This window comes from Pseudomonas sp. EA_65y_Pfl2_P78, assembly GCF_963970495.1.
Lineage (GTDB): Bacteria > Pseudomonadota > Gammaproteobacteria > Pseudomonadales > Pseudomonadaceae > Aquipseudomonas > Aquipseudomonas baetica_A.
In genome coordinates, this window is sequence record NZ_CAXAON010000012.1 from 33,432 (window position 1) to 49,054 (window position 15,623).

15 protein-coding genes are annotated in these 15,623 nt (G+C 60.5%); 4 read left to right on the forward strand and 11 right to left on the reverse strand.

Translation table 11 applies throughout. The features are described from left to right. Positions 1-59 precede the first annotated feature (59 nt). On the forward strand, positions 60-809 hold the full coding sequence (locus tag AACY02_RS12180; protein WP_339432145.1) for a YkgJ family cysteine cluster protein: 750 nt from the start codon (positions 60-62) through the stop codon (positions 807-809). A gap of 74 nt (positions 810-883) precedes the next feature. On the opposite strand, the gene AACY02_RS12185 is transcribed toward AACY02_RS12180, so the two are convergent. Together AACY02_RS12185 and AACY02_RS12190 are read right to left on the reverse strand one after the other, a co-directional pair. Then, on the reverse strand, positions 884-1,123 hold the full coding sequence (locus AACY02_RS12185; RefSeq protein ID WP_339432146.1) for a hypothetical protein: 240 nt from the start codon (positions 1,121-1,123) through the stop codon (positions 884-886). Positions 1,124-1,234: 111 nt separating this feature from the next. Then, the gene (locus AACY02_RS12190) at positions 1,235-1,540 is read right to left on the reverse strand and encodes a type 1 fimbrial protein (RefSeq protein WP_339432147.1); all 306 of its coding nucleotides are present in this window, start codon (positions 1,538-1,540) and stop codon (positions 1,235-1,237) included. Between the two features lie 265 nt (positions 1,541-1,805). On the opposite strand from AACY02_RS12190, the gene AACY02_RS12195 reads away from it, so the two are divergent. The 3 genes from AACY02_RS12195 to AACY02_RS12205 all read left to right on the forward strand — a co-directional run bounded on the left by AACY02_RS12195 (position 1,806) and on the right by AACY02_RS12205 (position 5,088). Next, complete coding sequence (locus tag AACY02_RS12195) at positions 1,806-2,027, forward strand: hypothetical protein (RefSeq protein ID WP_339432148.1); 222 nt, start codon at positions 1,806-1,808, stop codon at positions 2,025-2,027. A 195-nt stretch (positions 2,028-2,222) separates the two neighbouring features. Next, positions 2,223-3,539 (forward strand): OprD family porin, encoded by a 1,317-nt coding sequence (locus AACY02_RS12200; RefSeq protein WP_339432149.1) that lies wholly within the window; start codon positions 2,223-2,225, stop codon positions 3,537-3,539. 43 nt (positions 3,540-3,582) lie between these two features. Further along, positions 3,583-5,088, forward strand: a complete 1,506-nt coding sequence (locus tag AACY02_RS12205) for a sensor domain-containing diguanylate cyclase (RefSeq protein WP_339432150.1) — start codon at positions 3,583-3,585, stop codon at positions 5,086-5,088. A gap of 68 nt (positions 5,089-5,156) precedes the next feature. Here AACY02_RS12205 and lpxC read toward each other — a convergent pair whose 3' ends face one another. From lpxC to murD, 9 genes are all read right to left on the reverse strand, one after another. After that, the gene (lpxC, locus tag AACY02_RS12210) at positions 5,157-6,068 is read right to left on the reverse strand and encodes a UDP-3-O-acyl-N-acetylglucosamine deacetylase (protein WP_007916984.1); all 912 of its coding nucleotides are present in this window, start codon (positions 6,066-6,068) and stop codon (positions 5,157-5,159) included. A 112-nt stretch (positions 6,069-6,180) separates the two neighbouring features. After that, positions 6,181-7,377 carry a cell division protein FtsZ gene (ftsZ, locus tag AACY02_RS12215; protein WP_221731503.1) on the reverse strand — a complete coding sequence of 399 codons (1,197 nt, stop codon included), beginning with the start codon at positions 7,375-7,377 and terminating at the stop codon, positions 6,181-6,183. A gap of 67 nt (positions 7,378-7,444) precedes the next feature. Then, complete coding sequence (gene ftsA / locus AACY02_RS12220; protein ID WP_047303071.1) at positions 7,445-8,704, reverse strand: cell division protein FtsA; 1,260 nt, start codon at positions 8,702-8,704, stop codon at positions 7,445-7,447. 15 nt (positions 8,705-8,719) lie between these two features. Further along, entirely contained in the window at positions 8,720-9,586 is an 867-nt protein-coding gene (locus AACY02_RS12225) for a cell division protein FtsQ/DivIB (RefSeq protein ID WP_339432151.1), read from the reverse strand. Positions 9,587-9,590: 4 nt separating this feature from the next. Next, positions 9,591-10,550 (reverse strand): D-alanine--D-alanine ligase, encoded by a 960-nt coding sequence (locus AACY02_RS12230; protein WP_339432152.1) that lies wholly within the window; start codon positions 10,548-10,550, stop codon positions 9,591-9,593. Beyond that, on the reverse strand, positions 10,547-12,007 hold the full coding sequence (murC, locus tag AACY02_RS12235; protein ID WP_339432153.1) for a UDP-N-acetylmuramate--L-alanine ligase: 1,461 nt from the start codon (positions 12,005-12,007) through the stop codon (positions 10,547-10,549). Before murC ends, AACY02_RS12230 begins: the two co-directional genes overlap by 4 nt. Further along, positions 12,000-13,070 carry an undecaprenyldiphospho-muramoylpentapeptide beta-N-acetylglucosaminyltransferase gene (gene murG, locus AACY02_RS12240; protein ID WP_339432154.1) on the reverse strand — a complete coding sequence of 357 codons (1,071 nt, stop codon included), beginning with the start codon at positions 13,068-13,070 and terminating at the stop codon, positions 12,000-12,002. Before murG ends, murC begins: the two co-directional genes overlap by 8 nt. Then, positions 13,060-14,277: a putative lipid II flippase FtsW gene (gene ftsW / locus AACY02_RS12245; protein ID WP_401162174.1), complete on the reverse strand. Its 1,218-nt coding sequence runs from the start codon at positions 14,275-14,277 to the stop codon at positions 13,060-13,062. Before ftsW ends, murG begins: the two co-directional genes overlap by 11 nt. Continuing rightward, the gene (gene murD, locus AACY02_RS12250; RefSeq protein WP_339432155.1) at positions 14,274-15,620 is read right to left on the reverse strand and encodes a UDP-N-acetylmuramoyl-L-alanine--D-glutamate ligase; all 1,347 of its coding nucleotides are present in this window, start codon (positions 15,618-15,620) and stop codon (positions 14,274-14,276) included. Before murD ends, ftsW begins: the two co-directional genes overlap by 4 nt. Positions 15,621-15,623 lie beyond the last annotated feature (3 nt).

Here is a 15,623-nt window from a genome sequence, read left to right on the forward strand (position 1 = left end):
GAGCCTGCACGGCGACTTTACGTCGCCGTTTCACACCCTGATTGAAGATTGATCGTTCAATGAATACGACGTTTTCCTGCGTAGGTTGCGGCAAATGCTGCACTGACCACCATGTCCCCCTGACCCTCTCCGAGGCCCGCATGTGGGCAGCGGATGGCGGCCAGGTGATCGTGCTGGTCGAAGCATTCCTCGGCAACGGCCTGGGCTTACCGGCGCAGCAGCGCGAGCACGCTGAACGGCGGTCGGTGGTGGTGCGCAGCGGTATGGCCGATGCCCACGTAGCCATCACCTTTGCCGCATACAACGTCGGCCCCTGCCGGAATCTTGACGAAGACAAGCGCTGTCGGATTTATGAACGTCGCCCCCTGGTGTGCCGGATTTATCCAGCGGAAATCAACCCGCATATTCCGCTCAATCCTGCCGCCAAGGATTGCCCGCCGGAGTCTTGGGAACAGGGCCCGGCGCTGATCGTCGGCGGTGAACTGGTTGATCAGCAATTGGTGGAGCTGATACAGCGTTCACGTCAGGCGGATCGCGATGACATCCAGATCAAAGAGGCGATTTGCGCCAGGCTCGGCATTCGCACCACGGCGCTCAAGGGCGATGGCTTTACCGCGTATTTGCCGAATATGGCGGCGTTTGCCACCGTGATAGACCAAGTGAGCGCGCAACCGCCGAACGAAGCCCTGAGTGAATGGCTGTTTCATGTGTCCGGGGATGACATTGCCGGGCAAGTGCTGGCGGCCGGAGGGCAGGTGGTGACTGAGCCGGCGCAGACGTATGCGTTCATCTCGCTACGGGCGGCATGATCCAGCATTTTCGCTGAGGCTGATGACCTGACCGTGATCGAACATCACAGCCAGGCCTGAGAGGGGAATGAAACTCAGCGCTTGCCCATCGAACGACGGGTGCCCGGCGGCGCCATGCCCGGGGTCTTGGTGTGGCCATTCTTGGCGCCGTTCTTGTACCACGGCTGGTTCGAACCTTTGGCGCCCGCCAACTCGCCCGGTTTGAACGGGAATTTGAAAGCCGGGATCTCGGTTTTGGTTTCGTTGGCGTCGGCCAGGTCAGCCGGGACATCGCTCACGGCGTCGTCAACCGGCGGTAGGGTCGGGGAAGTCATAAAAGCTCCGCAAAGCAAAAAATCGGGCCCGATCAGTGAGCCACAAAGGCGCGCAGTATACCTGTGCGCCGTGGGTCAGCACCTGAAGATTTGCGGCGCACGCCGAACGGTTTACAGGTAAGTGATGGTCACAATGCCTTTGTCGGCCGAGGTCTTCAGCGACTCATAGGTCATGGCAAACGGCAACGTCTCATGGCTGCACGCGTTGCGGTAGGTATCGACATCGAAGCGCATGCCGGGCTTGAGCTCGACCTGGCGCGATTCACTGAAAGCCAATGTTCCCGCTCGCCCGACTTCACAGCCGGAATCGACGATTTGACCGGTGAAACGGATCTCCCCGGTAGTGGCTTGCGGGGCAGCAGAGACCGTGAGCGCAAGCAAAACCAACACACTCGAAATGACGGTTCTGGGTTTCATGACAGGACACTCCCGTAGAGACCCACGCCGTTAATGCTTGGGCTATATAAGGTGTATCCGCTGGCGAGAGCGGATCTTTAAGCGCGCAGCGGCGGGTCGGCTCTCAGCGCTGTCTTCAATAGACCGGAAGATCAATACACCAGGGCCCGCCGATATTTGCTGTTGCTGTAACAGTCATTTATGAAAATCACGCTGTTTCCAGGCGCAAAGCGACCTTATCTTTGCCCGCACCAAACAGCACTTGCCAAGCAAGAAGGTTTTCAGAATGTCCAACAGTATGGGTATTGCCAGCGCTTTCGTTTTGTCCTCATTGATCCTGTCGCCGATGGCGATGGCTGAAGAATCCCAAGCGTTCGTGGCGCAAAAAATTGCACGAGCCCAAGCGTACGATCAGCACCAGGCTGAAATGGTGGCCAAGGCCAAAGACGCCACGCAAGCCCCACAGGCCGCCGCCGGCGCGGCTCAATCGCCAGAGAAAGACAGCTGAGTCACGCCCTGTTCCGCTTCCCTCGACGCGGTTGTTTGGCTCTTCCCGTTCAACCGTCGTCATTGCAGGCCGCTGCCTTTCAGCGGCCTTTTTTCGTTGTGGGCTGAAAGCCGTTTGGTGCGTCTTCCCCAATAAGAAACGTTGAGCACCTCGATACATTGAAGTGCCAATCGACCCCAAGGAGCCCCCCTGTACGTGCGTTACCCAGTCCGTTTTACTCCGTTGTTCATTGCAGTTGCCGCAACGATGGCATCCTCCGCCCACGCCGACGAGCCGGCCAAAGAAGGTTTCGCCGAGGGCTCGAACCTCAACCTCAACGCCCGCAATTACTACATCAATCGCAATCGTCTCCAGCGCACAGACGACAACATCGAGTGGGGCCAGGGCTTTCTCGGCATCTTTCAGTCCGGCTATACCGAAGGCACGGTCGGCTTTGGCGTTGATGCACACGCCATGCTCGGGCTGAAACTCGACGGCGGTGGCGGTACGGATGGCTCCAGCATCCTGCCGATCAGTGATGGCCACGGCAAAGCGCCGGGCGCATTCTCGACGGCCGGCGGCACCTTGAAAATGCGCGCGTTCGATACCGAGCTGAAGGCCGGCGATCTGTTTCTCACCAACCCGGTGATTGCTGGTGGTGACAGCCGTATGCTGCCGCAGACGTTCCGAGGCGTCAGCCTGACCAACCACAGCTTCGACGGCTGGTTGATCGAAGGCGGTCAGGCCAGTTTCACCAAGCCTTACAACCAGAGCGGCCACACACGCATCGGCACCTCCTATGGCGCCCTGGCCGATGGCGATGACAGCCGTCACCTGAACTGGGCGGGCGTGGCCTGGAGCGGTGTCGAGGGCCTGACCAGCAGCCTTTACGCCTCCGAACTCAAAGACATCTGGAACCAGTACTACTACGACCTCGACTACACCTGGCAATTGAACGATGTGATCAGCCTCAATCCGGGCCTGCACGTCTATCACACCCAAGACACGGGCGATGCGCTGCTGGGCAACATCGACAACAACACCTACAGCTTGCACGTCACGGTCGGTGTCGGCGGCCACAGCGTCACCGCCGCGTATCAGCGGGTCAACGGCAACACGCCGTTCGATTACATCAGTCAGGGCGACAGCGTTTACCTGGACAACTCGCAGCAATACTCGGACTTCAACGGCCCGAACGAACGCTCGTGGAAGCTCAAATACGCCTATGACTTCGCGGGTGTCGGTGTGCCGGGCCTGAATTGGGCGGTGTCCTACTCGCGCGGAACGCTTGATCTGAGCAAAGTGGACCCGGACAGTCAGGGTTACTCCAATTGGTACAGCGCCGAAGGGCGAAACGCCAAGCACTGGGAACGCGACATCGATCTAAAGTACGTGGTGCAAAGCGGTCAGGCCAAAGATCTGGCCGTGCGTCTGCAATGGGCAACCCACCGTGGCAGCAACGGTTACGGCGCGATTGATACAGACACTGATGAATACCGCGTAATCTTCGACTACCCGATCAACGTCTTCTAGGATCGGCGCTACGCTCAAAGGACCTCTCAACCGAAAGCGCATCATGATCGCGAGCCTTACCCCACCTGTTGCGGGCAAGACCGGACGCCCCGAGCTGCTGCTGATCTGCGGCAGTTCGCTGACCGTGTTCGCGATTTTGTGCATCGTCACTTTTCTACTGATCCGTGAGCACGCCAACGCTCAGGAAACGGCCACCCGCAGTGCCACGACCATTGCCCAGTTGATCGACGCCGACGTGCTGCGTACCGTCGAGCTGTACGACCTGACGCTGCAAGGTCTGATTGCCGCTGCACAGCGCGACGACTTGCAAGCGGTCTCGCCTCAAATCCGCCATCTGGCGCTGTTCGACCGCTCGACCACTGCACGCTTCAAGGGCGACATTCTGTTGCTCGACAAACACGGCGATGTGATCGCCGACTCTTCAAGAGTCGAACCTAAACCCGGCAATTTCGCCGACCGTGATTACTTCCTGGCCCATGCGTTCAACCGCGACGTCGGCATGTTTATCAGCCGTCCGTTCAAGACCCGTTGTGATTGCGATGAGGCCAACCAATGGCGGATCAGCTTCAGTCGGCGGGTGTCTTCGGACACTGGTGAGTTCATCGGCGTGGCTGTGGCGTCGATGAAGCTCGATTACTTCGAGCAGTTGTTCAACAGCCTGAATATCGGCAACGACAGCACACTCAACATCATCAATAACGATGGCGTGTTGCTGGCGCAGAAACCTTACCTGCAAAGCGACTCTATCGGCAAAAGCTTCGGCAACCGGCCCAACGTGCTGCGCATACTGCGCGACAGGGACGGCAGTGGGAGTTTCAGCAGCACATCGAGCATGGATCAACAGCAGCGGCTCTACACCTATTCGCGGGTCGGCAATTTGCCCCTGGTGGTCATCGTTGCGCTGTCCGGCGATGAAGTCTTCGCCACTTGGCGGCGTACGGCGATGCTGATCAGCGGCGCCACGGGGGTGTTGTGTCTGGGGTTGTTGTGGCTGACCTGGCTGCTCGCCCGCGAACTGCGCCTGCGCCAACGGGCCGAACGGGATCTGGCGCAACTGGCTGCCACGGACGCACTGACCGGTCTGGCCAATCGGCGGATGCTCGATCAATCGCTGCGCCACGAGTGGTTCCGCGCCCAGCGTGCGGGCAAACCATTGTCGGTAATGATGATCGATGCCGATCACTTCAAGGCCTTTAACGACCGGCATGGGCACCAGGCGGGTGACCAGGCATTACGCGAGCTGGCCAAAGTCATCACGGCGAACGTGCGGCGCCCGGCAGACTTGGTGGCGCGTTATGGCGGCGAGGAGTTTTCGGTGATTCTTGCCGAGACCGACAGTCATGGCGCGCAGCAGATTGCCGAACATATTCGTGAGGCGGTGGAACAATTGCCGCTGGTCGACGGGGCACAGGTGCCGATGACGGTGAGTATCGGTATCAGCACCTGGACGGCAGCGAGCGAGATGACGCTGGAGCAGTTGCTGTTTGCGGCGGACAAGGCGTTGTATCAGGCCAAGGAAGGTGGACGCAACCGAGTGCTGGCGGGCTGAGTTCTGTTTCAAACAATAAAAAAAGGCCACCCAAAGGTGGCCTTCAAAAAACTAGAGAGGTTTTTTACTTACACCGCCGCAACAGGGCGCATGTAAGAGATGGGTGCGGTGCTGGCGTCTTCGAACGTCACCACTTCCCAAGCATCTGTCTGCTCAATCAACTTGCGCAGCAACTGGTTGTTCAGTGCATGACCGGACTTGAAGCCTTTGAACTCACCAATCAGGCTATTGCCCAGCAGGTACAGATCGCCAATGGCATCGAGGATCTTGTGCTTCACGAATTCGTCTTCATAGCGAAGGCCGTCTTCGTTCAGTACGCCATCGGCATCGACCACGATTGCGTTTTCAACGCTGCCGCCGAGTGCGAGGTTGTGCTTGCGCAGGTACTCGATGTCACTCATGAAACCAAAGGTACGGGCGCGGCTGACTTCTTTTACGAACGAAGTGCTGGAAAAATCCACGCTTGCACTTTGGGTGCGGTCCCGGAAAACCGGGTGATCGAAATCGATCTCGAAGCTCACCTTGAACCCTTCGAAAGGAACGAAAGTGGCGCGCTTGTCGCCGTCTTCCACTGTCACTTCACGCAGGATGCGGATGAATTTCTTGGCGGCGTCCTGTTCTTCCAGGCCAGCCGATTGAATCAGGAATACGAAGGGTCCAGCGCTGCCATCCATGATCGGGACTTCGGACGCGGAGAGCTCGACGTAGGCGTTATCGATGCCCAGGCCAGCCATGGCCGAGAGCAAGTGCTCTACCGTGTCCACTTTGACGTCGCCGTTTATCAGCGTCGTCGACATAGTGGTTTCACCGACGTTTTCCGCGCGGGCAGGAATCTGCACCACAGGGTCGAGGTCAGCGCGACAAAACACAATGCCAGTGTCGACAGGCGCAGGCTTGAGGGTCAGGTAGACCTTCTCCCCGGAATGCAGGCCTACACCTGTGGCACGGATAATATTTTTCAGTGTGCGTTGTTTAATCATGGCTTGGGCCGCTTCAGCGCAAATTGCGAACTGGTATCAACAAAGGCTGGCGATGATAGCAGACCGAACCTTTGCTGAACACCAATCACCTTCATAGGCCTGATACATTCCATCAATCGGCCTGACGACGCAGGAATGCCGGGATATCCAGGTAGTCCAGGTCATCTTGCGGATTCATCTTCGCGGCAGCCGCAGCACCGGCCTGAGCCTGGTTGCGCATGACGGTCGGACGGTCCAGATCACGGTAGTTCACCGCTGGCGCTTCCTGACGGGCCGGAGCCGGTTGCTGCACCTGAGAAGCCGCCATCGAGGTGTGAACGGTATTGTCGATAACCTTCACAGGCTTCTCGATCTTCGCGCCCAGACCGGTGGCAACCACGGTGACGTGCAGTTCGTCGCGCATGTCCGGATCGATAACGGTACCGACCTTGACCATGGCGTGCTCGGAAGCGAAGGCTTCGATGATGCTACCCACGTCGGAGTACTCACCCAGAGACAGGTCAGGACCGGCGGTGATGTTCACCAGAATGCCGCGTGCGCCTTGCAGGTTCACGTCTTCCAGCAGCGGGTTGCGAATGGCCGCTTCAGTGGCTTCACGTGCACGGTTCGGACCGCTGGCGCAGCCAGTGCCCATCATCGCCATGCCCATTTCGCTCATCACGGTACGCACGTCGGCAAAGTCGACGTTGATCATGCCCGGACGCTTGATGATGTCGGAAATACCGCGAACGGCACCGGCCAGAACATCGTCAGCCTTGGCAAAAGCCGACAGGAGGCTTGCGTCTTTACCGAGGATGGTCAGCAGCTTCTCGTTAGGAATGGTGATCAACGAGTCGACGCTTTCGGACAGCATGCGGATGCCTTCGTCGGCGATCTGCATACGCTTGCGGCCTTCGAACGGGAACGGACGGGTCACGACCGCAACGGTCAGGATGCCCATTTCCTTGGCCACTTCGGCAATGATCGGCGCAGCACCGGTACCGGTACCACCGCCCATGCCCGTGGTGATGAACACCATGTTGGTGCCGGCCAGCACTTCAGCAATGCGCTCGCGGTCTTCCAGAGCAGCCTGACGGCCGACTTCCGGATTCGCGCCGGCGCCCAGGCCTTTGGTGACACCTGTGCCCAGTTGCAGGATGGTACGCGCGCCGATGTTTTTCAGCGCTTGAGCATCAGTGTTGGCGCAGATGAATTCGACGCCTTCGATGTTGCTCTTGACCATGTGATTGACAGCGTTGCCGCCGCCACCGCCAACACCGATAACTTTAATTACCGGGCTTGCGGGGATGTTGTCTACGAGTTCGAACATTTTCCCTCTCCTTACGTTCTCTAGTTTTTTCGCCTACTGCATTTTGTTGCGGTGTTGCGGTAAAGCTTTAGAAGTTGCCTTGAACCCACTTCTTCAATCGATCGAGCAACGGCGCCTGTGGCTCCTCGCTGCTGTAGCTGTCGCGGCTGCCGATGCCGGAGAACGAAACCCCGTCGGACTGCTTTTGCAGGCCGTACATCAACAAGCCAACGCCCGTGGAATAAATCGGATTGCGCACCACGTCATCCAGACCTTTGACGCCATGCGGCACGCCCAGACGAACCGGCATGTGGAAGATTTCTTCGGCCAGTTCGGTGGCGCCTTCCATCTTCGAAGTACCGCCGGTCAGGACGATGCCGGCCGGGATCAGGTCCTCATAGCCGCTGCGACGCAACTCGGCCTGGATCAGGGTGAACAGTTCGTCGTAACGCGGCTCGACCACTTCGGCCAGGGCCTGACGCGACAGCTCGCGCGGGGGACGGTCGCCGACGCTCGGCACTTTGATGGTTTCGCCGGCACCGGCCAGTTTGGCCAGGGCGCAGGCGTAACGGATCTTGATTTCTTCGGCGTACTGGGTCGGGGTGCGCAACGCCATGGCGATGTCGTTGGTCACCTGGTCACCGGCAATCGGGATCACCGCCGTGTGGCGAATCGCACCTTCGGTGAAGATCGCGATGTCGGTGGTGCCGCCGCCGATGTCGACCAGGCACACGCCCAGCTCTTTTTCGTCGTCGGTCAGGACCGAATAGGCCGAAGCCAGTTGTTCGAGAATGATGTCGTCGATTTCCAGGCCACAACGGCGCACGCATTTTTCAATGTTCTGTGCGGCGTTGACGGCGCAGGTGACGACGTGAACCTTGGCTTCCAGACGCACGCCGGACATGCCCAAAGGCTCGCGGACACCTTCCTGGTTATCGATCACGTAATCTTGCGGCAGGGTGTGCAGCACGCGCTGGTCAGCCGGGATCGCCACGGCCTGCGCAGCGTCCAGGACACGCTCAAGGTCAGCAGAGCTCACCTCACGGTCACGAATCGCGACGATGCCGTGGGAGTTCAGGCTGCGGATGTGATTGCCGGCCACGCCTACGAACGCCGAGTGAATGCGGCAGCCCGCCATCAATTGGGCTTCTTCGATCGCACGCTGGATCGATTGCACGGTGGACTCGATGTTCACCACCACGCCTTTTTTCAGGCCGCGGGACGGGTGCGTACCGATACCGACGATTTCCAGCGTGCCGTCGTCCGAGACCTCGCCTACCAGCGCCACCACCTTGGAGGTGCCGATATCCAGACCGACGATCATTTTGCCGCTTTGCACGTTTGCCATGGGTCCTGCCTCTTCTTAATTCTTCGCGACAGCCGGTTGGGCTGTCGTCGGCGCTACAGGTTCCCGCCAGCCAACAGCAAGGCCGTTGGCGTAGCGCAGATCGATGCGCGCAATGTTCGTAATCTGGTCTTTAAGCGTCTTGTCATAGATGGCGATGAAGCGGCGCATCTTTTCCACCAGGTTGCCGCGTCCCAGCAGCAACTCGATGCCGGGGCCTGAACTGCCGGCGCCGGTGGTCAGGAACCAGCTACCGCGCTCACGCAATTCCAGGCGGGCAATCGAGAAGCCCATCGGTCGCAGCATCTGGCTCAGCACCTGGTATTGCTGCATCACTTGCTGTTGAGCCCGTTGAGGACCGAACAGCTGTGGCAAGTGTTCGTAGTTCGCCAGCTCTCTGGGCGTAAACGCCTGGCCCTGGTTGTTGAGCAACGACTCGTCGCCCCAACGGGCCACCGGCAGTTGCTCTTCGAGGCGGATCACCACTTGATCCGGCCACACGCGGCGCACTTCGGCGTGGGCGATCCAGGGCATTTGCTCCAGTTCTTTGCGCATGCCCTCCAGGTCGATGGTGAAGAAGCTCGCCGCCACATACGGAGCGATTCGCTGCTGCACCGCTTGCTGACTGATGTAACTCAGGTCGCCCTGGACAGCGATCTTGCTGATCGGCCGGTCGGCGTAAGGCAGCAGACGCTGGGCGCCTTCGTAAGTACCGAAACCGAGCACCAACAGCAGCACCGGCCAGAACAGACTTCTCAGAAAGCCGAAATTGGCTTTTGGCAGGCGCGCGGACATCGGCTCTTTGGCCACCATTCGGCTGGCACCCCGCGGCACCGGCTTGCGACCGGGTGCGGGTGGCTGATGTCTGAGCTGAGCGCCTTGCATCGTCTTAACCTCGAGCGTCTTCAACACTGGCGGCCAGAATGGCCAGAACCAGTTGCTGGAAATCCAGACCGGCAGCACGGGCTGCCATCGGCACCAGACTGTGATCGGTCATGCCCGGTGCGGTGTTCACTTCCAGAAACCAGAATTGCCCGTCGGCGTCCTGCATCACGTCCGCCCTGCCCCAACCGGCAATACCCAGCGCCTCACAGGCCTTGGCCGTGAGTTCCATGAGTTCCTGTTCCTTGGCGGCATCCAGCCCGCACGGAATACGGTACTGGGTATCGTTGGCGATGTACTTGGCGTCGTAGTCGTAGAACGTGTGCGGTGTACCCAGGGCGATAGGAGGCAACACCTGGTCACGCAGGGTGGCGATGGTGAACTCCGGACCTTGAATCCATTGCTCAACCAACACTTGCGAATCGTAGGTACTGGCCGCTTTCCATGCGTCGATCAACTCGGACGCAGAACTCACTTTGGCCATCCCGATACTTGAACCTTCATGGGCCGGTTTGACGATCAAAGGCAAGCCCAGTTCCGTCGCAGCAGAAATACAATCGGCTTCGCTGCACAGCACGGCGTGACGCGGCGTCGGAATCCCGAGGCTGTGCCAGACCTGCTTGGTGCGCAGTTTGTCCATTGCCAGTGCCGAGGCCAGAATGCCGCTGCCGGTGTACGGAATGCCGGCGCATTCGAGCAAGCCCTGCATGCTGCCGTCTTCACCGCCACGGCCGTGAAGAATGATGAAGGCACGGTCGATTTTTTCGCTCAGCAGACGCTGCAGAAAGTCTTCGCCGACGTCGATCCCGAACGCGTCCACACCCGCGCTTTGCAGCGCCTCAAGCACGGCATTACCCGATTTCAGCGAAACCTCACGCTCGGCACTCAAGCCACCGAAGAGCACGGCGACGCGGCCGAAGTCTTTCGGCGCAATAGTAGAGAACAGCTTGGCGTAGGCAGCAGTCATTTCAACTTCCCCTCGACCGACGCCGCCACGGCGCCAGCGAACAACTCACTTTTCAACAGTTTGGGTGCAAGACCGCCGATATCGCCGGCGCCCTGGCACAGCAGAATGTCGCCGGCACGCAGCAACGGCTTGACCAGCGGCGCGAGGTCAACACCGCGTTCGATGTAGATCGGGTCGAGCTGACCGCGCTGGCGGATGCTGTTGCACAGCTTGCGGCTGTCAGCGCCCGGGATCGGCTCTTCACCGGCCGGATAGACTTCCATCAGCAGCAGCACGTTGGCGTCGGCCAGTACATTGACGAAATCGTCGTACAGGTCACGGGTGCGGCTGTAGCGGTGCGGCTGATAGACCATCACCAGGCGGCGCTCCGGCCAGCCACCGCGTACGGCTTTAATAACCGCGGCGACTTCGGTCGGGTGGTGACCGTAGTCGTCGACCAGCATCACATTGCCGCCGTCCACGGGCAGTTCGCCGTAGACCTGGAAGCGTCGACCGACACCCTGGAAGCCCGACAGGCCCTGGACGATGGCTTCATCGCTGACGCCTTCGTCGGTGGCGATGCAGATGGTCGCCAGCGAGTTCAGCACGTTGTGATTGCCCGGCATGTTGACCGACACTTCCAGCGGCTCACGGTCTGGACGCAGCACGGTGAAGAAGGTTTGCATGCCTTGCTGGCGCACATTGATCGCGCGCACGTCGGCGTCTTCGCTGAAGCCGTAGGTCACGGTCGGACGTTTGACCTGCGGCAGAATTTCGCGCACCACCGGATCGTCCAGGCACATCACCGCCAAACCGTAGAACGGCAGGTTGTGCAGGAACTCAACGAAGGTTTTCTTCAGTTTGTTGAAGTCACCGTCGTAGGTCGCCATGTGGTCGGCGTCGATGTTGGTGACCACAGCCACCAGCGGTTGCAGGTGCAGGAAGCTGGCATCGCTTTCATCCGCTTCGGCGATCAGGTAACGGCTGGTGCCGAGCTGGGCATTGGTGCCCGCGGCATTCAGACGACCACCGATGACGAACGTCGGGTCCAGGCCACCGGCGGCGAACACCGAAGCGATCAGGCTGGTGGTGGTGGTTTTGCCATGGGTGCCGGCCACGGCGATGCCGTGGCGGTAGCGCATCAGCTCGGCGAGCATTTCGGCACGCGGCACCACCGGGATGCGGCGTTCCAGCGCGGTCGCCACTTCCGGGTTGGAGGTGTTGACGGCGCTCGACACCACCAGCACGTCGGCGGCAGCGGCATTCTCGGCACGGTGGCCGATAAAAATGTGGGCGCCGAACGATTCCAGACGCTCGGTGACCGGCGAGGCTTTCAGGTCGGAACCGGACACTTCATAGCCCAGGTTCAACAACACTTCGGCAATGCCGCACATGCCCACGCCGCCGATACCGACGAAGTGGATGCGACGGATGCGGCGCATTTCCGGTTGTGGCATGGCTTTCTGATTCTCAACCATGGGACACCTCCAGACAGGAATCGACCACACTACGGGTGGCATCGGGTTTCGCCAGACGGCGGGCCGCTTGGGCCATTTCTTCAAGTCGTTGCGGTTGCATCAAGACCTCTGTCAGGCGCGCGGCAAGGTCCGCGGCACCAGTCGTTCTTTGCGGCATCAGGAAGGCTGCGCCTTCACGGGCCAAATATTCGGCGTTGCGGGTCTGGTGATCGTCGATCGCGTGGGGCAAAGGCACCAGCATCGAGGGCAGACCGGCGGCAGCCAGCTCACTGATGGTCAACGCGCCTGCGCGGCACACCACCAGGTCGGCCCAGCCATAGGCTTGGGCCATGTCTTTGATGAACGGCTGCACCTGCGCATCCACGCCGGCAGCGCGGTAGCGCTCTGCAGTCACTTCATCGTGGTTTTTGCCGGCCTGATGAAACACTTCCGGGCGCAAATCGGCAGCAACTTGGGCCAGGGCTTCAGGCAGCAATTTATTCAACGGCTCTGCACCAAGGCTTCCGCCCAGGATCAGCAAACGCGCTTTGCGACCCGCCAGAGCAGGTCGCGGGGTTTCGAGGAACAGCTCGCTGCGCACCGGGTTTCCGGTGGTACGGCGGGTGTCCGACAGAGTAAAGGTGTCGGGGAAGGCTTCACACACCCGGGCGGCGAACGGCACCAGCAACCGATTGGCGGTGCCGGCCACGGCGTTTTGTTCGTGAACGATCACCGGCACGCCGGCCAGCTTCGCGGCAAGACCACCGGGGCCAGTCACATAACCACCGAAGCCGACCACGCACACCGGACGCAGCTTGCGAATGATCGCCCGCGCCTGCCAGACCGACTTGAGCAGCATGAACGGCGCCTTGAGCAGCGACAGCTTGCCCTTGCCGCGCAGGCCAGTGGCGTTGATCCGATGCAGTTCCAGCCCGGACGCCGGGACCAGTTCGTTCTCGATCCCGCGTGGCGTGCCGAGCCAGTGCACGGTGTAGCCGCGTGCCTGAAACTCGCGGGCACAGGCCAGCGCCGGGAACACGTGGCCGCCGGTTCCGCCGGCCATGATCAATACGTTAGCGCCCATGATTCGGCTCCTCGGCGAAGTCGCTCTCATGGAATTCCATCTCTTCGCTGCCCAGGTGGGTTCGACTCTCCCACTCGATCCTCAACAACAAACCCAGGCAGGCACAGCAGATCACCAACGAACTGCCGCCATAACTGAGGAACGGCAAGGTCAGGCCCTTGGTTGGCAGCAGGCCGACGTTCACACCGATGTTGATCAGGAACTGACCAATCCACAGGAACGACAGACCGTAAGCCACGTAAGCGGCGAAGTACTGTTTGGCCTTCTCGGCCCACAGACCGATGTACATGCCACGGATACACACGAATACGAACAGCGCCACGGTGCACAGCGAACCCACCGCGCCCAGCTCCTCAGCCAGTACGGAGAACACGAAGTCGGTGTGCGCTTCCGGCAGGTAGAACTGCTTCTGCACGCTGTTGCCCAGGCCAACGCCCAGCCATTCGCCACGACCGAACGCGATCAAGGCTTGCGACAATTGATAACCGGCGCCGAACTGGTCGGCCCACGGGTCGGCGAAGTTGGTCAGACGTGCCATCCGGTACGGCTGCATCTGAATCAGCAAAACCACGGCCCCGACCGCCAGCACCACCATCAGCGAAAAGCGGAACAAGCCGACTCCGCCAAGGAACAGCATGGCCGCGGCCGCGCCCATCATCACGACGGTGGCGCCGAAGTCCGGTTCCATCAGCAACAGCCCCGCCATCGGCAGCAGCACGATGAACGGCTTGAAAAAGCCCATCCAGCTCTCGCGCACTTCTTTCTGGCGCCGCACCAGGTAACCCGCGAGGTAGATCACCACGAACACTTTGGCGATTTCGGATGGCTGAACGTTGAAGAAGCTGAAACCGATCCAGCGCATCGAACCGTTCACTTCCCGGCCGATGCCCGGAATGATCACCATCACCAGTAGACCGAACGCACCGAGCAGCATCAGCCAGCCCAACCGTTGCCAGGTGGCAATTGGAATCATCATGGTGATGATGCAGGCGCCAAGGCCCAGCGCCACATAGATCAGGTGGCGAATCATGTAGTACAGCGCACTGCCCGACTGCGCGGCGGCCACTTCGGTGGACGCCGACGCGATCATGACCAGGCCGAGACCGAGCAGCGCCAGGCACCCGGCGAGCATCGGGAAATCGAGGTCGATCCCGCGCCCGGTGATGATCGGCGACGGATACGGTTTGATGATGTTTCTCAGGCTCATGTCAGTTCCTCCACGGCGCGGACGAACTGGTGACCACGGTCTTCGTAATGCTTGAACATGTCGAAACTGGCGCAGGCTGGCGACAGCAGCACGACATCGCCCGGTTGGGCAGCGGCGCGGCATTGCTCGACGGCCTCAACCAATGACGTTACGCGGATCAGTGGAACGGCGTCGCCGAGGGCGGCGCCGATCTTGTCGCTGTCGCGGCCCATCAGAATCACGGCACGGCAGTGGGCGGCGACCGGATCACGCAGATCGTTGAATTCGGCCCCCTTGCCATCGCCACCGGCGATCAGCACGATCTTGCCGTCGATGTCCGCACCCAAGCCCTCAATGGCCGCCAGCGCGGCGCCAACGTTGGTGGCTTTGGAGTCGTTGTAATAAGCAACGCCGTCCAGATCGCGCACCCACTGGCAGCGGTGTTCGAGGCCGGCGAAGTTGCGCAGCGCTGCGAGCATGGCGTCGAACGGCAGACCGACCGCATGCCCGAGCGCCAGGGCCGCCAGAGCGTTGGACTGGTTGTGTGCGCCGCGAACTTTCAGCTCGCGCACCGGCATCAGGTTCTGGAATTCAAAGGCCAGGTATTTCTCGCCGTCTTCTTCCCGGATACCGAACGCCTTGAAATCCGGTTTGCTCAGACCGAAGGTCCAGCACGGCTGGCCCTCGCCGATCAATGGCCGCGTCAGTGCATCCTGACGGTTGACCACAAATTGCCTGGCACCACGGAAGATCCGGTGCTTGGCCAGGTGATAGGCCGGCAGACCGCTGTAGCGGTCCATGTGGTCTTCGCTGATGTTGAGTACGGTCGCCACTTCGGCGTTGAGCTGGTCGGTGGTTTCCAGCTGGAAACTCGACAGTTCCATCACGTACAGCTCGATGTCGTCGCTGAGCAAGTCCAGCGCCGGCGTCCCGAGGTTGCCGCCCACCGCGACGCGTTTGCCGGCCGCAGCCGCCATCTCGCCAACCAGGGTGGTGACCGTGCTTTTCGCGTTGGAACCGCTGATGGCCACGATTGGCGCCTGTGCGTTACGCGCGAACAACTCGATGTCGCCGGACAGTTTCACGCCACGGGCGGCAGCGGCTTGCAGGGCCGGGGTCGCCAGCGCCAGGCCGGGGCTCACGTAGAGCTCGTCGGCACGGCACAGGAATTCGACGTCCAGCTCGCCACAACGCACTTCCACGTGCGGATAGTCACGCTTGAGCGTGGCCAGTTCCGGTGGATTGTCCCGCGTATCGGCGACGGCAAACGACGTGCCCCGGCTCGCCAGGAAGCGAACCAGGGACATGCCGCTCTTGCCGAGGCCGACAACGATGCGGAAGTGGTCAGAAGCGATCAGAGACACTCG